Source organism: Polaribacter gochangensis (genome assembly GCF_046224025.1).
Taxonomy (GTDB): domain Bacteria; phylum Bacteroidota; class Bacteroidia; order Flavobacteriales; family Flavobacteriaceae; genus Polaribacter; species Polaribacter gochangensis.
Genome location: NZ_JBJXRF010000002.1, coordinates 190171 through 215175, shown reverse-complemented (window position 1 = coordinate 215175; position 25005 = coordinate 190171). Strand labels below are relative to the sequence as shown.

Genomic DNA, 25005 nt, shown 5'->3' with positions numbered 1-25005 from the left:
AAATTTACAGCATTTCTAGAGTTTACAATTCTAAAAAAAAAATAATTAACTTTGAAATGATAATCAACTAAAAACCAAACTTATAAAATCACAATAAATTCTATATTTAGTTGTGACTTTTAAATGTATCTTTTTCCTATGAAAAAACTATTCATTCTAATATTCTTATTCTTAATTTATAACGGATTTAGTCAAGAAATAAAACTCAAGGAATATTCTCATACCGAGTTTTTTAACATGATTGCAGCAGAAAAAGATTCGGTTTTCAACTTACAAGACGCTTTCATTTCCTTTACAGAAAAGGATAGTGCATTTGCTTTTCAATTAATTGATGGAACATATCAATTTAAAACCAGCGACACTATTTTTATTGACAAAGTTATAGAATTAGTAAATGTTCATTTTGAACATAATAACGATGACATTGGACAACAAGTTGGATTCCCATTTATCGTTTTTAATAAAGATGTAATTATTGCAGACACCACTTCGATGTTGTTTTTTAATTGTGTTTTTAAAGGCGTTTTAGAAGTAGATGTAAATACTTTGGGAAACGATCAAATAAACAAATTAGATAAAAAGCATTTAGAATATGAACCAAATATTGGTTTCTACAACACTACTTTTAACAACGATGTTATCATATCTGTTGGCTCTATAGAAAACTACTCTTCTATCTCGTTTAAGATGTTTAACAATACATTTATCTCTGAAGAAAATAGAACCGAAAGTCAAGTTGCAACAAGCAATATCAAAGAAACGCATTTTGATGAAAACATTTTTAAAGGAAATGGATTTTTTAATCTTAATGTAGATACTTCTATGTTTTTAAGTGTTTATAGAAATAATTTTGGTGACTTTAGAATCGATTTTTCAAAAGCTTCTTTAAACAACGCACAAGTGTATTTGGTAGAAGAAAATAGTTTTAACAAAGAACTACTGTTACGAATTGATGAATTTAGCATCAATCATACGTATAGATGGAAACAATGGGAAAATAAAGTATTGTCAGCTGGCGGATTCGATTTGTACTTAAAAAGCCTAATAGACAAAGACAAAAAGCTAGATTATTACGATTTGTATTATACCGATTCAGTTTTCAACAATTATAAAAATCGACACAAAATTGAGTACGAAAACGCGTATAAATTTGAAATGCAATTACTTGGACAGTTTTATGATTTTTACAAATTACAACACGATTCTGATTATGCAAACCAGGTTTATGTAGAGTTCAAGAATCTAGAAACCAAACGTTATGCTTATTTGTATAAAGAAAACCCGACCTTTAGTTCGTTTTTTACGTGGAAGATAAATCAGTTTTTAAAAATATTTTCTAGCTACGGAACCAATCCGTCCTTGTCAATTATATTCTCTTTATACGTCATCTTCCTATTTGCTTTTGTGTATATGCTGTTTCCAAATAATTGGGAAACTGGTAGGAAAAATAAACTGATGAATCGTTTACGGTTTTTTACCAAATACTTTAGACAAAACGAAGGAATTAGAGAAATTTACGAAGAAGAACGCCAACAGGACATTATGTCTTATACCGAGTTTAAAGATTATATGCACAATAGCAAAAAAGAAGTTCCTTGGTTTTTTCTTTGGCTCACAAAACCCATTTACTATTTCTCCTCATACAATTATAAATTAACAGGTAGAATTTTACGACATACCGATATTTTAAAAGGACGTTGGGTAGATTTACCAAAACGAAAAAAGATTGTCACCAGCTTTATTATTGGCTGCTGGATTTTAGCATTACTTATTGTTGACATCTTAATTAAGTTTTTAAACGCGTTAACGTTGTCAATCAACACATTTACAACACTTGGTTTTGGAGAAATACCAATCAAAGGAATTCCGAGGTATTTAGCCGTAATACAAGGTTTTATTGGCTGGTTTATGTTGACGATATTTAGTGTTGCACTTATTTCGCAATTGTTGAATTAGTTTCAGAGTTGCAGTGTTTCAAAGGCTAATGGCTAAAAGCTAAAGGCTAAAGGCTAAAAGCTAAAAGCTAAAGAAAAAAATATCTTTATAAAAACCAAACTAATTATGAAAAACCAACTTCTAAAAAAAATAGCACATAAAGGATTCAAAAAAAATATTTTACTACTTGTTTTCGCTTTCTCATTAATAAGCTGCAACAATACCATTAATTGTGAAATTGAAACCACAGATGGAACTATTCTAGTCGAATTATATCCTAATAAAGCACCAAACACCGTTGTTAATTTTTTAAAATATGTGGATGCTGGCTTGTATTCAAACGGCTCTTTTTTTAGAGTGACAACTCCAGAAAACGAAGCAACAAGAGACATAAAAATAGAAGTTATTCAAGGCGGAAAAGGAGAAGGAAAAGATTTTGACCCAATAGCAATAGAAACTACAGAAAAAACAGGTATTTTACATGAAGACGGAACACTTTCTATGGCGAGAAGTGGTCCCAATACAGCAACTAATAATTTCTTTATTTGCATCAATGCGCAACCTTCGCTAGATTTTGGAGGAAAGAGAAATCCAGACGGGTTTGGTTTTGCTGCTTTCGGAAAAGTAACCAAAGGAATGGATATCGTTCGGGAAATACAAGCTAAAGAAAATAAAAATCAACGTTTATTAGAACCCGTAATTATCAAGTCGATTAAAAGAGTGAAATAAACTACTCACCAGCATACGTCACAAAATTTCTTGGTGTTTCGTAAAGTGTTATAGAAATTTCTAAAGACGGTTTAATTTTAGCTCTTAGTTTATTATAAATAACAACGGATATATTCTCTACAGTCGGATTTAAATTTTTGAATTCCGATACCTCAACATTTAAGTTTTTATGGTCAAACGATTCTTCAATTTCACTTTTTATCAATTCTCTCAAAACAGATAAATCCATCACAAAACCAGTAACAGGGTTAATTTCTCCAGTTACAGAAACTGTTAATTCGTAATTATGTCCATGATAATGAGGATTGCTACATTTACCAAAAACTTCTGCATTCTTTTTGTCAGACCAAGCCGGATTAAACAATCTGTGTGCTGCATTAAAATGTGCTTTTCTATGTGCTGTAATTCTAGGCATTCTTTTTATCAGTTATCGGTTATCAGTTATCAGTTATCAGTTATCAGTTATCAGTTATCAGTTATCAGTTATCAGTTATCAGTTATCAGTTATCAAAATTAAAAATTTCATAGTTTATGCTATCTTAAAACTCACCTTTTTTTGCCTTTGCTACTTTGCTACTAACCTTGAATAGTATTCGTTAAAAATAATTTTAAACCATTCTGTATATGTTTCAGGATGCTTCTCCATATCAGTTTTCACGTCTTCTAAAGTCACCCATTTAAAGCTTTCAACTTCTTCTGGGTTTATAATTGGGTTGTCATTATAATATCCAATCATGACATGATCTAATTCGTGCTCTGTTAATCCATTTTCAAAAGGTGCTTTGTAAATAAAAGAAAACACTTCTTCTAACTCGCAGGTAAAGCCCATTTCTTCTTGCAATCTACGTTTGCCCGCTTCTAAAGAAGTTTCTCCGTTTCGTTGATGCGAACAACATGTATTTGTCCATAACAACGGAGAGTGGTATTTGTCTGCCGCTCGTTGTTGCAGTAATAACTCCCCTTTATCATTAAATGTAAACACCGAAAATGCTCTGTGTAATAACGCTTTTTCGTGCGCTTCCATTTTTGGCATTAATCCAATTTGATTATCATTTGTATCAACTAGAATTACTTGTTCTTCTTTCATCTGGTAAAAATACCAAAGAAATTTCTAATAAAATATACATTAAAAACTTTCTTTTTTTTAATCGATGACATTAGGAACTATTTTCCATTTTGTTTTGGTTATTCCATCTTGCGCAATTACAGAAATAACGGTTTCTTTAAAGTTCTCTATTTTGATTTTTCCTCCAGACCCCACATTACTTGTGGCTCCATACGGCAACTCAAACCAAACTTTAAGCGTTGTTGATGTTCCCTTTGGAAATGTGGCATAAATTTCTTTAGAATCCCAATTTACAATACTTTCTTTGGCTTCATTTTCAAACTTCACACTGTAAATACCTGTATTACTTACTGCAATTCCGTTTGATTTTGGTTTTCCTAATCCTTTTATTTCTTTAGAATTCATTGAATAATTTCGAAGTTGCAAAGCACTCAAATATATCGTTCCGGTTTCATTATCATCATCAGCAAAAAGCAAAAAACCTTGATCTTGTCCGCCAGAAAAGGTGTTATAAACGGTCCACCTTCCTCCAGAAATTGATTGTTCTCCAATAAATTTTCCATTGATATATTTTTTTATTGATGTTTCAGTAACTACAATAGCAATTCTGTACCAGGTTTCAAGTGCTATTTCACCATGATACACATTGTTAATTCCAATTCCTTTTGGGCTGATAAAAAAATCGCCATCGTTTGCATTTGTAGGGCTTGTTTGTATTAAGCTTATAAATTTTCCTTCACTTTCTTTCGGAACATAAACATCCATAATCAATGAATAATCTGAATGAAGGTTTTCGTTTTTAAAAGGCGTAAAATTTGTAAATATAAAAAGCCCATTTTCTGGAGTAAATGCAGGAATTTTAATTACGGATGTTTGTACACTATCAATAGGTTTTAAATTGAAAGAATTTTGTGTGCCAAAACTAACATTTTGAACACTATCACTTGAGTAATTTAAAGGGCGTAATTGACTTCCAACTCCTTTACTTTGCAAATTGCTGTTTTCAAAAGTCCAATTTCCAGTTGTTTTTAAAAGCGGTTTTATTTTTAAAGAATCATTATTATAAATCGCTTTAAAAGCAGATACTGACAAATCTGATTCTACTCCGTCTACATTGTTTTCTTTTATTATTTTTATTTCATCAATATCATTTGATGTAAACACCCAAACTTTTGCGTTGTGTTCATGAACTTTATTAACAAATGTTTTAAAATCTTCTTTATTATCAAGCGCATATGTATAATAGGTCTCAAAAATCTCACAGCCTAAATTCATAAGTTCTTTGTACCAGTTATCATCATTTACATCTTCTGGCAATTTTCCAAAATAGATAAATGGAGAATCTGGACAATGCTTATTAAAAACTTTTGCTACTTCTATGGTTAAAATTGCAGGCATTAATCTTTTTGGATTCACTTTTGTTGTTTCCAAAGCTTTAGCCATTAAATCTGCTCTAAAATTTTTAGCATCTAAGTACAAATAAGCATCGTATTTCTCTGCCAACAACAAAGCTTCTTCTAAAGTGGCAATTTTCGTTTTTTTAAACTGATTCCCTTTCCAACATCCAAAATCTAATGCTAATAATTCTTCGTATGTAGATGAAACAATATAGCCTGTTCCATTGCTAGTTCTATAGATTGTTGGCTGATCATGAAATAATACATAAACATCATCTGAAGTAACATTTACATCAATTTCACAATATTTTACACCTCTTTTAAAAGCTTCTTCTAAACCCAGTAATGTGTTTTCTGGGTAAATATCAGAATAACCTCTATGACCTATAACCTGAAAATCTGAAGTTTTATAATTATATGTTGGTAAGTTTTTTTGTGTTGCTTTTATAATTTCACCGTTGCATTGAGTAAAAAATATGAGCATAAAAAGACACAATACTTTGGCTATTCTTGCGGATAAGTTCATGAAAAATTTATTAATTAGCATTAAAAATACTTGCTCTTTTGACTAAAAACAAATGTAGTAAAATCAATTATCTTTACACTTTATAAACACATCATTTCAAAAAATGAAAATATCAAAATTATTTACCGCTTTTGTACTTATTATTACGTTTTCTAATTGTGATGAAAAGAAAAAAGTGCAACCTATAGTTCCTCCAATAAAGCAAGAAAAAAAACTGATTAAAAAAGTAGAAAAAAGTTGGGACAGCTTAAACAAACATAATGTTGAAGCTTTTTTTACAGCATACGAAAAGAAAAATAAAGAAACCATCGTACTTATTAAAACTGATTATGGAAATATTAAACTGCGTTTGTATAATGACACTCCAATTCATAGAGCTAACTTCATTTTCTTAACAAAGATTAAGTATTTTGACATGACAGTTTTTTATAGAGTTGCAAAGAATTTTGTTATTCAAGGAGGAAATTCTGATGAATATGGAGCGATGAAACGTCGTTATAAATACGGGAATTATTTGATGAAACCAGAATTTAGACCGAACAGAAAACATAAATATGGCGCTTTGGCAGCTGCTAGAGAATGGGAGAAAAACCCTGATAAACTATCAAGTCCGTTTGAATTTTACATCGTCCAAAGCAGAAAAGGTGCACATCATTTAAACAATGAACACACCGTTTTTGGAGAAGTTATTTCTGGGTTTGCTACTTTAGATAAAATTGCCGAATTAAAAACAGATGTTAAAGAATGGCCTTTGGTTGATGTAAATATGAAAGTTGAAATTGTTGAATAGTGAATAGTGAATAGTGAATAGTGAATAGTGAATAGTGAATAGTGAATAGTGAATAGTGAAAAATAAACTTTTAACCTTTGTGTCTCTTAACCTTTGTAACTTTGAGATTTTCCAACTATTAATTTACTCCGTCTAAATCAAACTTCACTGTTTTTAGTTGGTTCTTTTTATCAACAGAAATCGTCCAAACTACATAAGCTGTATTATTGCTAATTTCTAATTGTGGCACTCCAGTACTTCTTCCAGAACTAATATCTGAAATTGTAATTGCTTTTGATACTTTGCCATCTTTTGAGACTTTTTTACAACGTAAATATGTAGAGTTTTCATCAGATTCCATATAACTCACCAACACTTCATCAGCATTGATAAATGCAACATCTACTCTACCAATAGCAGAAATATCATTTAAAATAATAGGAGATTTAAAAGTATCATTTTCAAAAAATGAAACCTTTACTTGCGGATTTTCATCTGCTGCAGTAAACCAAGCAACCGCAGTATTTTTTTTGTTTGAAACTACTTTCGGACCGTTAACCGGACAACCATTGATGTTCCAATTATCATTAAAGACAGCCTTTGGAGTAGACCAAACTGAATCTTTTTTCTGAGAAAAATAAACATCTCTAATTTCGGTTTCGCTTCTATCTCTGTACACAATCATTGGTCCGTTTTGAGTCATTGTAATAGATGTTTGACAACAATCGCAAGTTCTGCCGTCTAGTTCGGTTTCATTAAAAATTGTTCCTGTTTTAGAAACTTCTGCAGTTCTAATTGTCATTGCTTTATGATGACTTTCTTTCATTTCTTTTACTGTATTTCTTCCATCGAGCCAAGTAATCAAAAAACCATCATTTTTATTCGGAATTACACTTACAAAACCATGTTCAGCTTTCATTCCGTCTGTATTTAATAAAAAGTTTTCTTTGATGATATCTCCGTTTAATTTTCGAAGATTTAAAACAATATCATAGGTGTACGTTCCTTTTGCAGATTTTTGTAAATGACTTGTTAATAGAACATCTCCGTTAGTTGCATTTGCTGGAAAATCAGCCCAGTTAACAAACCAATCAGTACCCGAAGTAATTCTTGTTGCAGCGTTCCAGGTTTCGTTTTCTAATTGTGTATAAAATAGTGTTGCTTCTTTTCCTCTAATTGAATTGATCCAAGACAAAGATAATTTACCATTTTGAGCAACTAAATTTGGTTCTGCATTATTGATTCCAAATTCAAACGGAATTTCAATAATTTTTACTTCTTTTTTTGAGCAAGAGCTAAATAATAAAATAGCACTTAAAACATATACTAGTTTTTTCATTTTATAATTCTTTTAATTGGGTAATCATTTCTTTACTGCTCCATTTTGTAGCGCCAATAATTTCTTTTACTTTCTTACCTTCTTCGTTAAAAATAAAAGTAGTTGGCATGGCGTAAATTCCGATATTAGAGAGTGATTCTGGCGATCTTAAAAAGGTGAAATCGTATTTAAACTTATCTTTAAACTCTTGTATTTGTTCTTTAGACTCATCAGAAACTAATAAAAAAACATAGTTTTCTTTTGATAAAATTTCTTGTGCTTCTAATAAATCTGGCATCTCGTGTATACACGGCGCGCACCAAGTTGCCCAATAATTAACCAACACTTTTTTCCCTTTTAAATTAGATACATCAAGTGATTCTCCTCTTAAATCAACAAGATTTTCCATATTATTTAAAATGGTAGAAACCTTAGAACTTTGAGAATCTTTACAACCTAAAACGGCTATACAAATAATAATAAAGAATATTTTTTTCATGCCCCTAATTTAAAAACAAAAAACGATTTACAACAACTTATTCCTATAAAAAATGGGCTCGATTTAATACCTTATCGTTTAAAAAATTATAGAATAAAACGTACATTTGCACCTCAATTTTTGTAAATGAGTTTATTAAAAGAAATACAACGTAGAAGAACATTTGGTATTATTTCGCATCCAGATGCTGGGAAAACTACACTAACAGAAAAGTTATTACTTTTTGGTGGAGCAATAAAAGAAGCTGGTGCTGTAAAAAATAATAAAATCAAAAAAGGAGCTACTTCCGATTTTATGGAAATTGAGCGTCAGCGTGGTATTTCTGTAGCTACTTCTGTATTGGCTTTTATCTACAAAGACAAAAAAATAAACATCTTAGACACGCCTGGTCACAAAGATTTTGCTGAAGATACCTTTAGAACATTAACTGCTGTAGATAGTGTTATTGTTGTAATTGATGTCGCAAAAGGTGTTGAACCACAAACAGAAAAATTAGTTGAAGTTTGTAGAATGCGTAACATACCAATGTTGGTTTTTATCAATAAATTGGATAGAGAAGGAAAAGATGCGTTTGATTTATTAGACGAAGTGGAGCAAAAATTAGGATTGCGTGTTACCCCAATGAGTTTTCCAATCGGAATGGGTTATGACTTTAAAGGAATCTATAATATTTGGGAAAAGAAAATCAATCTTTTTTCTGGCGATTCTAAGACTACCATTTCTAAGGGAGTTGAATTTAACGATTTATCAAATCCAGAATTAGACACCATTATTGGAGAAAAAGCTGCCGAAACCTTACGTGAAGAAATAGAATTGATTGATGAAGTGTATCCAAGTTTTAATCAACAAGAATATTTAGAAGGAAGCTTACAACCTGTATTTTTTGGTTCTGCTTTAAATAATTTTGGAGTGAAAGAATTATTAGATGCATTTATACAAATTGCTCCTACTCCACAACCAAAAAAAGCAGAAGAACGATTGGTTGACTCTAAAGAAAAACAATTAACTGGTTTTGTATTTAAAATTCATGCGAATATGGATCCAAAACACAGAGATCGTTTGGCATTTATAAAAATTGTATCCGGAGTTTTCAAAAGAAATGCACCTTATTTACATGTTAGAAGCGGTAAAAAAATGAAGTTTTCTAGTCCGAATGCATTTTTCGCCGAAAAGAAAGAAATTGTAGAAGAATCTTTTCCTGGTGATATTGTTGGTTTACATGATACTGGGAATTTTAAAATTGGTGATACTTTAACAGAAGGAGAAATCTTAAACTTTAAAGGAATTCCGAGTTTTTCTCCAGAACATTTCCGTTATGTAAACAATGCAGATCCAATGAAAGCAAAACAATTATTCAAAGGATTAGATCAATTAATGGATGAAGGTGTTGCGCAATTGTTTACGTTAGAAATGAACGGTAGAAAAGTTGTTGGTACAGTTGGTGCTTTACAATACGAAGTGATTCAATATAGATTAGAACACGAATACGGAGCAAAATGTACGTATGAAAACCTACAAGTACATAAAGCGTGTTGGATTGAGCCAGAAGATCCTAAAAATGAAGAATTTAAAGATTTTAAACGTGTAAAACAGCGCTATTTAGCAAAAGACAAACAAGGCCAGTTGGTGTTTTTAGCAGATTCTGATTTTACCATTCAAATGACACAGAGTAAATATCCTACGGTGAAGTTGCATTTTGTAAGTGAATTTAAAGAATAACATGATGAAAAAAATACTTTTTTTAACTCTTCTTTTTTTGAGTACTTATAGTATTGCTCAAAGCTATGACTTGACTAATTTAAAAGGTAAAGAAATGCATAACAGCATTCGTTTAAATTACATTTCAGTACAACAACCAGTCAGTCAAGTTAGTTATGGTTTAGAACCAACAATGGGCTTGGTAGGTATCAACTACAATATACCTATAAATAGTTGGTTGTATACTGGAGCAGGTTTTCATGGAGCAATTACTGGAGATCAAGGTGGTCTATTTACATTGGGTGTAAATTTGGGTGTAAATTTACCAATTTACAAGAATCTTTTTTTTGACGCCAACGTTCATTTTGGCGGCGGCGGCGGATATAGAAGTTTGGTAAATGGTGGCGGAATTATATATCCAAATGCTGGTTTACAGTACAAAACAGATGCCTTTTCTTTTGGTGTACAATACGGATATTTTAATTTTTTTACAGGAATTCAAAAAGACGATAATGTGTCTTTTTTTATTGAAATTCCGACAACATTAAGAACAAGTGCTTATGCAAATGCTCAGAAAACTTTTACTATAAAAAACAGCTCAAAAGATGATTTCTGGAAAAAACCAGCTGTAAAAAGTGTACAACAAATCACCTTTGACTATTTCTTTCCTTTTGGTGATTCTAGAACAGATGCAAGTACAACTCCTAAATATCATAAAATTGACAATGTCTTATCAATAATGGGGTTCGAATACCAACGGTATTTAACTAATGATACTTTTATTTATGCTCATGTAGATGCCATGTATGGAGGGTTAACAGCTGGATTTATGGATGTTTTCTTTGGAATTGGAAACAACTTTATTGAAACCAAATATGTAAACTTTTTTGCGAAAATGGGAATTGGTGCAGCAGGTGGAAGAATTTATCCAGAAAATGGTTTAACCATATATCCTAAAACTGGATTTGATGTAAAAGTTACTGAAAAGTTTGGCATAAGCGCACATGGTGGTTATCACAGGTCTGTTGGTGGCACATTTGAAGCCTTTACCGCCGGATTTAGTTTAAAATATTATGGTTTAAGTGGTGGTATTTCCGATCCTTTTACTGGAGAAAAAGCTACTGAAATTAAAACACAAGGAATACAACTTTCTGCACAAAATCAAACTTATTTTGATGTTGCAAAATTTGGAATTCCACCAAGTGATTTACAATTAATCGCCTTAAAAGTTTTATACGATTTAAACCATCATTTTTATCTGATAGGAGAAGCGTCATTTGCATACGAAGGTAAATCTGGTGGTTATGCTCATGGAATTTTTGGTGTTGGTGTTAAAAGCAATAAATTTCTAAACAATCGTTTCTCTCTTTTTGCAGAAATGGCTGCAGGTGTAGCTGGCGGAGGAAGGGTAGATTCTGGTCAAGGAGTTTTAGTAAGACCAACGGTTGGAATTAACTATCATTTAAATAATGATTTTTCTTTCAATATTTCAGGCGGACAAATGTGGTCTCCTTTTGGCGATGTGAATTCAGCTAATATTAATATTGGTTTTTCATACGGTTTGTCTATTTTAAACACTAAAAAATAATTAATTCTGAATCTTCTGATGAATTATTTCAGAAGCAATATCAGAATTAAATACAATAAAAATTAAATTAAAATTAAAATTATGAATAACGGAATCTACGCTAAATTCAACACAAATAGAGGCGAAATTTTAGTAAACTTAGAATTTGAAAAAACTCCTGGAACAGTTGGTAACTTTGTTGCTTTAGCAGAAGGAAACTTAGAAAATGAGGTAAAACCACAAGGAACACCTTATTACGACGGTTTGTCTTTTCATAGAGTAATCTCTGATTTTATGATTCAAGGTGGTTGTCCTCAAGGAACTGGAACTGGAAATCCGGGTTATAAATTTGATGATGAATTTCATCCAGAATTAAGACACGATGCTCCTGGAAAATTAGCAATGGCAAATTCTGGACCAGCAACCAATGGAAGTCAATTTTACATTACACACGTTCCTACTCCATGGTTAGACGATAAACACACCGTTTTTGGTAGCGTTGTTGAAGGACAAGATATCGTTGATATTATTTCTCAAGGAGACGAATTAACATCGATAGAAATTATTAGAGTTGGTGATGCTGCTGAAAAATTTAATGCGGTTGAAGCGTTTAGAACTTTTGAAGGATCTAGAGCAAAAAGAGAAGCTGACGAATTAGCAAAACAAAAAGAATTATTAGATTCTGTTGCTGCTGGTTATGATGAAACTACAAGTGGTTTACGATACAAAATCTTACAAGAAGGAAACGGAAAAAAAGCAACAAAAGGCGCAACTGTTTCTGTACACTATAAAGGTCAATTATTAGACGGTACAGTTTTCGACTCTTCATACAAAAGAAAACAACCAATCGATTTTGCTATTGGTGTTGGTCAAGTAATTGCTGGTTGGGATGAAGGAATTCAGTTATTAAACGTAGGAACCAAAGCACGTTTGGTAATCCCTTCTCATTTGGCGTATGGTGCTGCTGGTGCTGGCGGAGTAATTCCTCCGAACGCAACGTTAATCTTTGATGTTGAATTAATGGATGTAAAATAACTACATCAACAATACAAATATAAAATGCGCTCTTGTTAGAGCGCATTTTTTATTATTATAATAGATAATCACTTTCCTTTTAATCTATTTTCTTCAGCTTCAACCCAAGTAATCAAAACTCTGTTTTCTTCTAAAGTAAGTGCCATATCTGGTTTTCTTTTTATCGTTTTTTCTGGCGGCATTTCTCCTTCTTCCAAAACCAAAGCCAACTCTTTTAAGAAGCTTTCTTGCTCTTTTTGATTCATTTTAGGAACCTTCTTCCATTGTAATTTTTTTCTAGCTTTTTCATTTCTTGCTTCTGGTTTATGGCAATTCATACATTTTGCATCAATAATTGCTTTTACATCTTCAGGAAATGTTATTCCAGTTTGATTTTGCTCCAATTCACTTTCAGAAATTACTAAAAGTTTTTCTGACTTCTTATTCTTAACAGTAAAAGCAACAAGTCCTAAAGTAAAAACAAGAAATAAAGTTTTGATATATGTTTTCATAAAAAAATTTAGATTTCTAAATATATAAATTTTTCAATAAGAAAATAAAGTAAATTTGTACCTCAAGAATATTTCTAATTCTTAAACCATAATCTATGATTAAAAAAGTAATTCTAACTCCATTTCAAAAATTTATCAAAGCAGAAAGTTTAGCTGGAATGCTATTATTTGGAGCAACAATTATCGCACTACTTTGGGCAAACTCACCTTACGGAGCATCTTATGAAAATTTATGGCAATATGAAATCGGAATTTCTTTTCAAGAGTATGAATTAAAGAAACCATTGATTTTATGGATTAATGATGGTCTAATGTCCATTTTCTTTTTCTTAATTGGATTAGAGTTAAAAAGAGAATTATTAATTGGTGAAATCAACAGTTTAAAAAAAGCAGCATTTCCTTTTATCGCTGCACTAGGTGGAGTCTTAATACCAATAGCACTTTATTTATTCTTAAATCAAAATCCTGATACTGTAAAAGGTTGGGGAATTCCGATGGCAACAGATATTGCTTTTGCGTTAGCAATTCTAAGTACACTAGGCAAAAGAGTTCCGTTAAGTTTAAAAATATTTTTGACTGCTTTCGCTATCATAGATGATATTGCTGCCGTACTTGTTATTGCTGCATTTTATAGTTTAAATATCAACTGGCTTTTTATTTTATATGGAATACTTCTTATTGGCTTGTTAAGTATCCTATATCATAAAAGAAGATATTCTTTAGAAATCGGGTTGGTTTTTGCAGTAATTATTTGGTTTTTATTTCTTAAATCTGGAATTCACCCTACAATTGCAGGAGTACTTTTAGCATTTACAATTCCAATTAAAAGAAAACTTAATGTTAAATCATTCTCAGACAGTTTATCTTCAATTTCTAGTAAAATCACCAAAGTATCTGATGATGATGAAAAACATTTGCTTACAAAAGATGAAATAAAATGCATAGAACATTTAGATGATTTAACATTTGAAGTACGATCTCCACTTCAACATCTAGAAAACATATTACACAATTGGATAGCTTACTTAATACTGCCCATATTTGCATTTGCAAATGCAGGTGTTGTTATAAGTACAAATTATGCTTTTGATTTCTCATTAATGACCACCATTGCAATTAGTTTATTTGCTGGTAAATTTATTGGTGTTGCATTGTTTTCTTATATAGGTATTCAACTTAAGTTAACAGAACTACCATCTGGGGTAAAATTTAAACAGATTTTAGGGATTTCTGCCATTGCAGGAGTTGGGTTTACCATGTCTATCTTTATAGGAAACTTAGCTTTTGATGGAGATTTGATAAATATTAATTCCGCAAAAGTTGGAATTATAATTGGGTCTGTTGTATCTGGAGTTATAGGATATTTAATTCTTAGATTTACCAAAAACGAAGAAGTAGAGAGTACTGATAACTAAAAAGTTAGAACACATTCTTTTCCTTTTTATTTGTTTCTAAACACATTTTAGGTAACTTGGCTACATCATAAACCAAACCAATCTTAAAATGAAAAAAATCATTCTACTTTGTATCCTTACAGTTTTTATTTCTGTTAACTCTTTTGGCCAAGATCAATATATCTTTCCTTTTGGTGGTGGACTAGGAAAGTTGTTTATGAAAGAAATCATAAAATTAACTGGAAAAGAGCGTCCGAAAATTTGTTTCCTACCAACTGCTTCTGGTGATAGTCAACGCAATATTATTAAATGGTATGAACTAACTCACGATCTTCCTATTGAAGCATCTGTGCAAAAAGTTTGGATTAGTTCTTACAATCAAAAAAAATCTTTTGAAGAAATACTTTTAGAAATGGATGCTATTGTTGTTGGTGGAGGAAATACACTCAACATGATGGCAATTTGGAAAGCACAAGGAATAGACAAAGTGCTTAAAAAGGCTTTAGAAAAAGGTATTGTTTTAGCTGGTGGAAGTGCTGGTTCTTTGTGCTGGTTTGAAAACGGAACAACCGATTCAAGACCCAAAGAATTAAGCGTAGTTGAAGGATTAGGTTTCTTACCTTTTAGTCACAGTCCACATTACGATGGAGAAAAATTCAGAAGACCATTGTATCAAAAAAATATCAAAAACGGAATCTTTAAAGCTGGTTATGCGATGGATAATAATGCAGGAATCATTTTTAAAAACGGAAAACCATTTAAAATTCTTTCTTTAGATAAGAAATACAACAACTATTATGTTTCTTTAAAAAACGGACAAATAGTAGAGAAAAAACTCGAATCTATTATTCTAAAAGAGTAAAACTATTGCAATCATTAAATTTGTTTTTAAACTCATTTTTTAGCGGACTTCGTTAATACAGAATGTGATTTCTTTAAATCAGAATCTTATGCTGTTCATTGTAAATTAAAACGAAAAAAAGGAGTCGCTAAACATAAAAACAGGTATTGTCTAAAGAAAAATTACTGACTTATAAGACCAATACATCAAACATCAATAAACTATATTTATTTTTATTCTTTTGTAACAAAAACGATGGTTTTAGAGTCTAACTAAAAGTTAGACATCATTAATATTTATTTTTTTCTATGAAACGCCTTTTTTATTTTCTATCCATTTTTCTTTTAATTAGTTGTGGGAATTCTAAAAACTCACCCGAATTTATAAAAGCAGTAACCGGTAATTATCTTTTTAATTCTGATGAATCTATTGGAATATCATTTGTTGAAAACGAAATGGTGATTCGTTGGAGAGGAAACGAAAACATCAAACCTTTAAAAATAAACGATAGTACTTTTTACCTTAAAGCGATGAATGAAAAGTTTGTCTTTAAAATGCAACCTGAGGTACACATTGTGTTGGCTAAAAAAAGAGAACATGAAGGAATAACGTATTCGTTTAACAAAATGCCTGACGGTGCAAAAACCCCAAGAGAATATTTATTAAACAAAGAATACAACAAAGCCTTAGCTGGTTACTTAGCCATTCAGCATAAAGATTCTTTAGATAAAACCATTAGAGAAAGCACTCTTAACAGTTTAGGATACAGCATGTTAAATGACAAAAAATACAATATTGCTATAGAAACGTTTAAGATAAACACCAAGCTATATCCAAAAAGCTCTAATACTTATGATAGCTTAGCAGATGCCTTTCTTCGAAAAAAAGATACTGTAAATGCAATTAGTTATTACAAAAAAGCGCTTTCTATAAATCCAGAAAATAACAACTCTAAAAGAATGTTAAATCGAATTACTGAAAAATAGTGGAACATTTAAAATACCCAATCGGACACGTACACATTCCTGAAAACATTTCAGCAAAAGATATTGAAAACTGGATTTCTGAAATTGAAGAATTTCCATCAAAACTAGAAAATCTCGTTAAAAGTTTATCCCAAGAACAATTAAATACTCCGTATAGAAATGGCGGTTGGACAATTAGACAAACCATTCATCATTGTGGTGATAGTCATGTTAATAGTTATATCCGATTTAAATGGACTTTGACAGAAAATCAACCAACAATTAAAGCGTATTTCGAAGACCGTTGGGCAGAATTGTTCGATGCAAAAGATGCGCCGATAGAATTGTCTTTACTCTTTATAAAAGCATTACACGCAAAATGGGTCTATCTGTTAAAAGGACTTACGGAAGATGATTTAAACAACGTATTTATCCATCCAGAAAGTGGCGATTCTGTTTCTTTAAAAAAGAATATTGCCATTTATGCTTGGCATTGTAACCATCATTTTGCACACATCAAAAATGTATTGATTCGTAATAAGTGGGTATAACTATTTGTCATTCACTTGGAAATAGGAATCTATTAAAAAATTAGATTCCGAATTAACTATAGAATGACAGCAGCAATAAAATTCCTATATTTATTGTTTAATTTAATTTTTATGAAAACTGCGCAACAATGGTTTGATGAGTACGCTGTAAGCCATCAAAACGAAACCAATATAACCATTCATTTTATTTGTGTTCCTGCTATTTTTTTTAGTGTCATTGGGTTGCTAATGAGCATTCCAACTACGTTTTTAGAAAATACATTTGGACTCTACAATCCTTTGATAGAAAATTGGGCTGTAGTAATTGGAGCTTTGATGCTCCTCTTTTATTTACGTCTTGGTTTTTGGTATTTTATCAACATGTTAATCGTAACCATTTTATCTGTTATTGGAAATTATTGGCTGAGTGATTTTGGAAATCTCGCCATCATATCAATAACCATTTTTGTAATTGCTTGGATTGGGCAATTTTACGGACATAAAGTAGAAGGAAAAAAACCATCATTTATCAAAGATTTACAGTTTTTATTAATTGGACCACTTTGGGTACTTAAAAAATTAGGGAATTAAAAATGTCACTTCGAGTGATTTTATTCGTGACAAAGTCAAAGAAATAAAATTGTATCGAGAAGACAATAAAAATAAAGACATGAACAAAAACGAAATCACTTTCGAAGACTTCACAAAAGTTGATATTAGAATCGGAACCATCAAAGAAGTAAACGACTTTCCAAAAGCTAGAAAACCTGCCTATCAATTAATAATTGACTTTGGAGATTTAGGGATTAAAAAATCGAGTGCACAAATTACCGATTTATACTCTAAAGAAGATTTATTAAACCGTCAAGTAACAGCAATCGTTAATTTTAAACCTCGACAAATTGCTAATTTTATGAGCGAATGTTTGGTGCTTGGGATTTATAATGAAGACCAAAACGTGGTTTTATTACAAGCTTCTGATGCGGTTAAAAACGGAGAACAAGTTAGTTAACAATTAACAGTTGTCAGTTGCAGTTAGCAGTTAGCAGTTGGCATTGTCAGTTATTTTTGCGTACTCTACATTGTTCATTGATAATTGATAATTGTCCATTGTTTAATTATCCGGATTGTTCAAAATCACCAAAGCAGCAATTACTCCAGGAACCCATCCGCAAAGCGTTAGTAAAAAAACAATGACAAAAGAACCACATCCTTTTCCTAAAACTGCTAATGGCGGAAAGAAAATAGCTAATAAAACTCTTAATAAACTCATAGTATTTTGGTTGAAAATAGTACTTATGAGACGATACTAATCGAGAAATGTTACAAAAAAAGAAGTGGCAATAAGTAACAAAGGCACAAAGTTGCAAAGCGACAAAGTTAACCTTTGCTTCTTTTCGCCTTTGTGCCTTTGCAACTTTGCATCTTTTCTCTTTTCTCTTTTCTCTTAACAACTACATTTTATCTCCGAAGAAGATTGCATTCATTAATAACTTATTGGTTCCGTACCAAAATGCTCTAAAGTTGGTATTGTCTGTAAAAACAATTACTCTACCTCTACCCATTCTTTGTACTTGAAAAGGAACTGTACCTGCTAAAACTTTTAAGTTTTGTTTAGAAATATAACCAGCCAATAACGGATTCTTAGTATACTGAATCGGATTGTTATAATTGGTTTTATTTGGTTTTATAAAAATAGTGGTATTTCTAAAGATTGGCAATTCGTCGTTTTTATAACCAAAGTTAATTGGATGCGACACATCTAACTTTGTGTTAAAAATTGCTCCACCAATTACTTGCGCGCCAGAGCGTAAACTTCTATTTTCAAATGTTACAGGATTTGTAGGAGCATCTGCTTTTTCGAATTCTAAATTGATAAACTTCTTAGAAGCCAACCATCTTACAGCACTTTTGTAACCAATTAATACTCCGCCGTTTCTAACCCACGTTTTTAATCGTTCTTCTGTGCTTTTATCAACTCCACGACTACTTGGTACAATTAACGTAGAATATTTGCTTAAATCTGTTCTACCAACATAAGACATGTCTAACTTGGTCACTTTAATATTATAACGCGTATCAAACAAATGCCAAATTTCTCCAGCATCAGAACTCGAAATTCCATCACCAACTAACATCGCAATTTTCTTCGGACTGATATTACTGAAATTATTAGAACCTAAATCGATTCCTTCATTTAAACCAGTTCTTGTTCCGTACACATGCACATGGCTGTTTTTAGCAACTTTTTCTAAAAAAGCAAACAAGTCTACTGCGTTTAATTTTTGATCTTGTACAGGAATAAAAATAGTCCCGTAATCAAAATCTTTTCCTCCGTTATTAAATTTCTTTAAAGAAACTTTCGCTCTAATGCCTTTGTTTAAAATAGTATTCAATGCTTTTGGCGTATAATAATCGTTCCAAGGCATTAAATATCCGTAATCACTTTTATAAGAAATAGAACCAGCAGGCATTTCTAAGTTGGTTACAACTTTTCCTATTTTGTTGGTTGCAATATTTTCTTCGTAGTCTAAATTAAAAGCCAACGGAAATGTCCATGCAGAAATATCATAAAACAAACTATCTGTAAAAGTGGTTGTTTTTTGGAACATTGCTTTTACCAATCTGCTGTTCTTTTGGTTCATCGGAATTACAAAACTGCTTCCTTTTTTATAGTTTTTCCCTTTTGATGTAAAGTCAGATGCAACTTCGTTAAATTGTATTTGATGTCTTTTTAAAATCTCTGCTAAATGATAGGTTCTTGCCGCATCTTTTTCGTCACCAAAAACAATTGCTTTGGTTTTTGCATTTTCTTTTCTTGCATTCTTAAAGAAATCTTGTTGGTACTTTAAGATTTGAACTCTCATATTTTTAGCTGCATCTAAAGTAGATAAAGCTGCTGTAAATTGATTTCTAATGGTAAACGGAAACGTTAATACACCATTTACAGTTTCTTGTGCATGACCACGAGAACTTCCTTGTTCAAATAAAATACCGATACTTCCATTTACATCTGGAAAGGTTGAGCCTTTTCCGTAATAGAAATCATCAAAGCTTTCTTCTGAATAATACGTAGAACCAATTTTATCCAACGCTTTTGCATGATAGGTTGCAATTTGTTTGGTTAAATCTTGATTTAATTGTGGCGTTAATGGATTTGTTCTAGACGGAATTCCTGGTTGAAAGAAGAACGAAGAGTTCGATCCCATTTCGTGATGATCTGTTAAGATATTTGGCATCCATTTATGAAAAGAAGCAATTCTTGCTCTAGATTCTGGCAACTGTACTGGCAACCAATCTCTGTTCATATCAAACCAATAATGATTGGTTCTTCCGCCAGGCCAAACTTCTCTGTATTCTCTATCGTTTGGATCTGGATTAATGTTTATCGCTTTGTTTGTATTTGCCCAATACGCAAAACGTTGCAATCCGTCTGGATTAAAAGAAGGATCAAATAAAATAACCGTATTGTCTAATAATGCATCTATTTCGCTTCCTTGTGCAGCCGCTAAATAATAGGCCGCAGCCAAACTAGCATTTGAGCCACTTGGTTCGTTACCATGAATAGAAAATCCTTGATACACCACAATTGGCGCATTAGAAACATCTACAGAAGCATTTTCTGTTGCTGCAATATGGTTTTTACGAATGGTTTCTATATTCTGATGATTCTTTGGCGACGTAATGGTTAATAATAACAACGGTCTTCCTTCAAAAGTAGTTCCTCTACTTTCTATAGAAATTCTGTCTGATGCTTTTGCCAAGGCTTTCATATACTCGGCTAATTTATCATGTGTAATATGCCATTCGCCAACCTCATGACCAATGACAGATTTTGGTGTAGGTATGTTTTTATTATAGCTTACATTTTTTGGTAAATAGTACGATAAATCTACTTGTTGTGCAGTTGCAGAATAGGTTAGCAACAAAAAAAGAATAGTGAGTTTTTTCATTAGAAATAATTTGTTAGTTTTCAGCCTACAAGGTAAAGAAACAAAGTCTTTGAGTAAATTTACCGCTATCTATTTAACGTATCTTTAACAAATTGTGTGTGCTTTTAGTTTTGTACATTACCAAAGAAAATTGATAATATTGAGTTTGGATACAAAACTTACTATGGCTTAGCATGAACTAACTATGGCTTTACTATGGCTTTACCATTGCTTACCCTTTCGACTAGTTCAACTAGCTACCTTCAATCAAAATATATGTTGATTTTGCTAATGCTTAAGGTAAAATTAAAAACAAGGATTGATTTTTAAAAATAAACACAAACAATTACTTTAAAGATTTGGTTTGATTTTAAACTTCTTTTTCGGTAACTTCGCTAACATTGGAATGTAGTTTTAAATACGGTACCATATTTAGTTAATTATCAACAAGTATTATAGAACAATTTTTATTAATGAAATCAATTGAAGTCGTTGCAGGTGTGATATTTTGTGAAGATCAAGTTCTTTGTGTTCAAAGGCCTAAAAACAAACTCCCTTACATTTCTGAGAAATATGAATTCCCTGGGGGGAAAGTTGAAGTAGGAGAAACTAAAAAAGAAGCTTTGCATCGCGAATTATTAGAAGAATTGAACCTTTCAACAAATATCAAATCCTACTTTCTAACAGTTGTTCACCAATACCCAGATTTTGAATTAACGATGCACAGTTTTATTTGTGAAGTTGATACAAAAAAACTCACACTCAATGAACATATAGATCAAAAATGGCTGACTATCAATGAACTTAGTGCATTGGATTGGGCAGCTGCTGATATTCCAATTGTTAACAAATTGGTTTCGAATGAGTGATCTAATCCAAAGTTTTAATAAAAGCTTACAAACTGGTTATGTAGATAAATCAATTTTATCTAATATGGACTATCAGCCAGAGTTACTCGTCAATCAAAAGAAACCACCAAGAAAGGTACTTTCAAACATTCTTCACGAGCTTGAAAATTGCAATCAGTTTTTTATCTCTGTAGCATTTATTACAACTAGCGGAGTCGCTGCTATAATTAACAAACTCAAAGAGTTAGAAAACCGAGAAATAACAGGTAAAATAATAGTATCTCAGTATCTAAACTTTACGCAGCCTGAAGCACTAAAAAGGCTTTTGCAGTTTAGTAATATAGATTTAAGAATTACAACTACAGGAAACGCTCATACAAAAGGTTACATCTTTAAAAGTAAAGACTACTACAACCTAATTGTTGGAAGTAGTAATCTAACTGCACAAGCATTGTCCACTAACAAAGAATGGAATCTTAAAGTCTCCGCTCTAGACGAAAGTGGCATAGTTGAAAAAGTGATGTTTGAGTTTAATTCAGATTTTGAAAAGGGAACACCTGTGACAGCTGAATATATTTTATCTTATGAAGAAATATACCAAAGTCAATTTCTTCTAAATAGAAAAAACAAATTTGAAGATTTAGCTGAATCCAAACCAATTATCACCCCTAACTCCATGCAAATAGAAGCATTGGGGAATTTGAAGAATTTAAGAGTTGAGGGTAAAAATAAAGCGCTAATTATTTCGGCAACAGGTACTGGAAAAACTTATCTGTCAGCATTTGATGCAAAAGCTTTTAACCCTAAAAAATTACTTTTCGTAGTTCATCGATTGACAATTACGAAAGACTCATTAACCACATTTCGAAGTGTTTTTGGAAATGACAAAACTATGGGTTTGTATTCTGGAAGCAAACGAGATTTAGATTGTGACTTTGTCTTTTCGACTATTCAAACCATTTCAAAAACCAACCACTTAGATAATTTCTCAAAAGATTATTTTGACTACATCATAATAGATGAAACTCATAGATCAGGTGCTGGTTCATATTTACGCCTGATTGAACACTTTGAACCGAAGTTTCTATTAGGAATGACTGCCACCCCAGAGCGGACTGATGGTAATGATATTTTTCAACTCTTCGACCACAACATTGCTTACGAAATCCGATTAAGTAGAGCAATGGAAGAGGAAATGCTTAGTTCGTTTCATTATTATGGAGTTACTGATTTATCAATTGACAACATCGAAGTAGATAGAAAATCGGATTTCAGATATTTAGTTTCAAATGAACGTGTTGAACGAATAATTGAGCAGGCCAAATTCTATGGTAGCGATAATGGAATAACAAGAGGATTAATCTTCTGTTCAAGAAAGAATGAAGCAGTTGAACTGTCGGAGTTATTCAATTCAAAGGGGTTCAGAACTGTAGCATTAACAGGAGATAGTAACGAAAAAGAAAGAGCAAGAGCGATTGAAAAGTTAGAAACCGATAATCTAAGCGAAAAACTCGATTACATATTCACGGTTGATATTTTTAACGAAGGTATTGATATACCAAAAATCAATCAGATCATCATGCTTCGCCCTACAGAATCAGCAATTATTTTCATTCAGCAGTTGGGGAGAGGATTGAGAAAGTTAGATGGAAAAGGTTATTTGACAGTCATTGATTTCATTGGAAATTATGAAAACAATTACCTCATTCCTATCGCTTTGTATGGAGATACTTCTTACAATAAAGACTCTTTAAGAAAATTAATAACTGAAGGCAGCCGAATGATACCAGGAGCTTCTACAATCAATTTTGATGAAATAACAAAAGAAAGAATTTTTCAATCTATTGATTCCGCTAATATGCAGTTATTCGCTGATTTGAAAAAGGATTACAATCTTTTAAAATTCAAGTTAGGAAGAACACCAATGATGATGGATTTTATTGAGCACGGCTCACGAAATCCTTTCTTATTCGTAAATTACTCAAACTCATATTATAACTTTATCTTAAAGGTTGAGAAAGCAGAAAACACAATATTATCTAAAACACAAGTGAAATTACTGGAGTTGTTTTCTAAAGAAATAAACAACTCAAAACGACTTGAAGAAAGTCTAATCATAAAAATAATCATTAAAACAGGTAAACTTTCGGTGAAAGAATTCAAAGAACATGTGTATAAAAAGTATGGTTATAATATTTCTAATGAGACTATAAAATCTTGTGTTTCCAACTTGAATTTTGAGTTTGTTCGCGAAAAGAAAAACGGCAAAATGCTCTCAGTTAAAGAAATTTATGATTTAGATATTCTGAGCATTATAAACGAAAATTTTGTCTTTTCAAAGGTGTTTAATTCTCATTTAAAACAAACTGAATTTAAGCGCTTTCTCCTCGATTCGGCAGCTTACTCTATTTATGAATTCAATAGGTTGTTTGAATTAGATAAATGGCAAAACGGTTTTGTTCTTTACAGAAAGTATTCGCGAAAAGATGTATTTAGAATATTGAATGTGGAGAAAAATCCTGTTGCCCAAAACGTGGGTGGATATCTTGTAAGTCCAGGAAATGAGCACTGCCCAATTTTTGTTAACTATCATAAAGAAGAGCATATTTCGGAATCGACCAAATACGATGACGAGTTCGTAAACAATAAAGAGTTTGATTGGATGTCAAAGTCAAACCGAACCATGAATAGCAATGATGTTCAATCTATTTTAGGTCAAAATGGACCTATTCGCCTTCCCTTATTTATTAAAAAAAATAATGATGAAGGAATGGACTTCTACTATATGGGAGAAATGAATCCAAATTTAAAACAAGTAGAGCAAACTACCATCCCAAATGATAGTGGAAAGCAACTTTCTGTGGTGAAAATCAGATTCAATTTAACGAATCCTGTTACATCTAGTATGTATAACTATTTACAGGAAAAGTCTACAATTAAGAAAGCAAAGCCGGTAAAAACAAACAAAGTAGTTCCTATACAACAATCTTTGAGTTTTGAAGAGGAGTTAAAACACCCGATTCCATTATATAATTTTTATGCTGTTGCTGGTACGTTTAGTGAATTACAATCAGAGAAGGAATTTACACTCATTGAAGGTCCTAAAAACAGTTCAATTAACGATTATTTCGCATGTAGAATCATTGGTGAATCAATGAATAGAGTTATTCCAAATGGCTCTATCTGCTTGTTTAAACCATATACAGGCGGTAGCAGAAATGGGAAAATAGTCTTGATAGAAAATAGGGATATACAAGACCCTGACTTCAACTCAGCTTTTACTATCAAAACATACTCAAGTGAAAAGTCTGTTTCAGAAGAAATGTGGGAACACACTTCAATTACTTTAAGTCCAAACTCATATGATAGCACTTACAAAAACATCATTATCACAGAAGAAAATGCTGAAGAAATGAGGATTATAGGTGAGTTCGTGAAAATTCTAGAAGATTTCAAAGAGTAATA

22 protein-coding genes are annotated in these 25005 nt (G+C 31.6%); 14 read left to right on the top strand and 8 right to left on the bottom strand.

Going from position 1 to position 25005, the window contains the following annotated elements:
- The first annotated feature begins 138 nt into the window (after positions 1-138).
- On the top strand, positions 139-1956 hold the full coding sequence (locus ACEWL1_RS06280) for an ion channel (protein ID WP_409232440.1): 1818 nt from the start codon (positions 139-141) through the stop codon (positions 1954-1956).
- Between the two features lie 105 nt (positions 1957-2061).
- Positions 2062-2664: a peptidylprolyl isomerase gene (locus ACEWL1_RS06275; RefSeq protein WP_409232439.1), complete on the top strand. Its 603-nt coding sequence runs from the start codon at positions 2062-2064 to the stop codon at positions 2662-2664.
- Position 2665: 1 nt separating this feature from the next.
- Here the strand turns inward: ACEWL1_RS06275 and ACEWL1_RS06270 are convergent, their stop codons facing one another.
- The 3 genes from ACEWL1_RS06270 to ACEWL1_RS06260 all read right to left on the bottom strand — a co-directional run bounded on the left by ACEWL1_RS06270 (position 2666) and on the right by ACEWL1_RS06260 (position 5653).
- Positions 2666-3079 carry a 6-pyruvoyl trahydropterin synthase family protein gene (locus ACEWL1_RS06270; protein ID WP_409232438.1) on the bottom strand — a complete coding sequence of 138 codons (414 nt, stop codon included), beginning with the start codon at positions 3077-3079 and terminating at the stop codon, positions 2666-2668.
- 150 nt (positions 3080-3229) lie between these two features.
- Entirely contained in the window at positions 3230-3751 is a 522-nt protein-coding gene (gene idi, locus ACEWL1_RS06265) for an isopentenyl-diphosphate Delta-isomerase (RefSeq protein ID WP_409232437.1), read from the bottom strand.
- 57 nt (positions 3752-3808) lie between these two features.
- The gene (locus tag ACEWL1_RS06260; RefSeq protein ID WP_409232436.1) at positions 3809-5653 is read right to left on the bottom strand and encodes a glycerophosphodiester phosphodiesterase; all 1845 of its coding nucleotides are present in this window, start codon (positions 5651-5653) and stop codon (positions 3809-3811) included.
- Between the two features lie 103 nt (positions 5654-5756).
- On the opposite strand from ACEWL1_RS06260, the gene ACEWL1_RS06255 reads away from it, so the two are divergent.
- Positions 5757-6443 (top strand): peptidylprolyl isomerase, encoded by a 687-nt coding sequence (locus ACEWL1_RS06255; RefSeq protein ID WP_409232435.1) that lies wholly within the window; start codon positions 5757-5759, stop codon positions 6441-6443.
- A 118-nt stretch (positions 6444-6561) separates the two neighbouring features.
- Here the strand turns inward: ACEWL1_RS06255 and ACEWL1_RS06250 are convergent, their stop codons facing one another.
- Positions 6562-7761, bottom strand: coding sequence for a sialidase (locus ACEWL1_RS06250; protein WP_409232434.1), 1200 nt, complete (start codon positions 7759-7761; stop codon positions 6562-6564).
- 1 nt (position 7762) lies between these two features.
- On the bottom strand, positions 7763-8239 hold the full coding sequence (locus tag ACEWL1_RS06245; protein WP_409232433.1) for a TlpA family protein disulfide reductase: 477 nt from the start codon (positions 8237-8239) through the stop codon (positions 7763-7765).
- Positions 8240-8365: 126 nt separating this feature from the next.
- Here ACEWL1_RS06245 and ACEWL1_RS06240 point away from each other — a divergent pair, with 126 nt between their 5' ends.
- From ACEWL1_RS06240 to ACEWL1_RS06230, 3 genes are all read left to right on the top strand, one after another.
- On the top strand, positions 8366-9958 hold the full coding sequence (locus ACEWL1_RS06240) for a peptide chain release factor 3 (protein WP_409232432.1): 1593 nt from the start codon (positions 8366-8368) through the stop codon (positions 9956-9958).
- Positions 9959-10028: 70 nt separating this feature from the next.
- On the top strand, positions 10029-11525 hold the full coding sequence (locus ACEWL1_RS06235) for a hypothetical protein (RefSeq protein WP_409232431.1): 1497 nt from the start codon (positions 10029-10031) through the stop codon (positions 11523-11525).
- 81 nt (positions 11526-11606) lie between these two features.
- Positions 11607-12539 carry a peptidylprolyl isomerase gene (locus tag ACEWL1_RS06230; protein ID WP_409232430.1) on the top strand — a complete coding sequence of 311 codons (933 nt, stop codon included), beginning with the start codon at positions 11607-11609 and terminating at the stop codon, positions 12537-12539.
- Between the two features lie 68 nt (positions 12540-12607).
- On the opposite strand, the gene ACEWL1_RS06225 is transcribed toward ACEWL1_RS06230, so the two are convergent.
- A complete protein-coding gene (locus tag ACEWL1_RS06225; RefSeq protein ID WP_409232429.1) occupies positions 12608-13030 on the bottom strand; it encodes a heme-binding domain-containing protein in 423 nt (140 codons plus the stop codon).
- A 95-nt stretch (positions 13031-13125) separates the two neighbouring features.
- Here ACEWL1_RS06225 and nhaA point away from each other — a divergent pair, with 95 nt between their 5' ends.
- From nhaA to ACEWL1_RS06195, 6 genes are all read left to right on the top strand, one after another.
- A complete protein-coding gene (gene nhaA, locus ACEWL1_RS06220; RefSeq protein ID WP_409232428.1) occupies positions 13126-14445 on the top strand; it encodes a Na+/H+ antiporter NhaA in 1320 nt (439 codons plus the stop codon).
- 88 nt (positions 14446-14533) lie between these two features.
- Entirely contained in the window at positions 14534-15286 is a 753-nt protein-coding gene (locus tag ACEWL1_RS06215) for a Type 1 glutamine amidotransferase-like domain-containing protein (RefSeq protein ID WP_409232427.1), read from the top strand.
- A gap of 287 nt (positions 15287-15573) precedes the next feature.
- Entirely contained in the window at positions 15574-16251 is a 678-nt protein-coding gene (locus tag ACEWL1_RS06210) for a tetratricopeptide repeat protein (RefSeq protein WP_409232426.1), read from the top strand.
- Positions 16251-16781, top strand: a complete 531-nt coding sequence (locus tag ACEWL1_RS06205) for a YfiT family bacillithiol transferase (protein ID WP_409232425.1) — start codon at positions 16251-16253, stop codon at positions 16779-16781. Before ACEWL1_RS06210 ends, ACEWL1_RS06205 begins: the two co-directional genes overlap by 1 nt.
- A gap of 111 nt (positions 16782-16892) precedes the next feature.
- Positions 16893-17351 (top strand): Mpo1 family 2-hydroxy fatty acid dioxygenase, encoded by a 459-nt coding sequence (locus ACEWL1_RS06200; protein ID WP_409232424.1) that lies wholly within the window; start codon positions 16893-16895, stop codon positions 17349-17351.
- A 79-nt stretch (positions 17352-17430) separates the two neighbouring features.
- On the top strand, positions 17431-17772 hold the full coding sequence (locus tag ACEWL1_RS06195) for a tRNA-binding protein (protein WP_409232423.1): 342 nt from the start codon (positions 17431-17433) through the stop codon (positions 17770-17772).
- 102 nt (positions 17773-17874) lie between these two features.
- On the opposite strand, the gene ACEWL1_RS06190 is transcribed toward ACEWL1_RS06195, so the two are convergent.
- Together ACEWL1_RS06190 and ACEWL1_RS06185 are read right to left on the bottom strand one after the other, a co-directional pair.
- A complete protein-coding gene (locus tag ACEWL1_RS06190) occupies positions 17875-18033 on the bottom strand; it encodes a YqaE/Pmp3 family membrane protein (protein WP_347174610.1) in 159 nt (52 codons plus the stop codon).
- A 181-nt stretch (positions 18034-18214) separates the two neighbouring features.
- Entirely contained in the window at positions 18215-20713 is a 2499-nt protein-coding gene (locus ACEWL1_RS06185) for a M14 family metallopeptidase (RefSeq protein WP_409232422.1), read from the bottom strand.
- A gap of 452 nt (positions 20714-21165) precedes the next feature.
- Between ACEWL1_RS06185 and ACEWL1_RS06180 the strand changes: the two genes are divergently transcribed.
- Both ACEWL1_RS06180 and ACEWL1_RS06175 read left to right on the top strand, forming a co-directional pair.
- On the top strand, positions 21166-21561 hold the full coding sequence (locus tag ACEWL1_RS06180; RefSeq protein ID WP_409232421.1) for a (deoxy)nucleoside triphosphate pyrophosphohydrolase: 396 nt from the start codon (positions 21166-21168) through the stop codon (positions 21559-21561).
- Positions 21554-25003, top strand: coding sequence for a DUF3427 domain-containing protein (locus ACEWL1_RS06175; protein ID WP_409232420.1), 3450 nt, complete (start codon positions 21554-21556; stop codon positions 25001-25003). The genes ACEWL1_RS06180 and ACEWL1_RS06175 overlap by 8 nt, the downstream gene beginning before the upstream one ends.
- Positions 25004-25005: the final 2 nt, after the last annotated feature.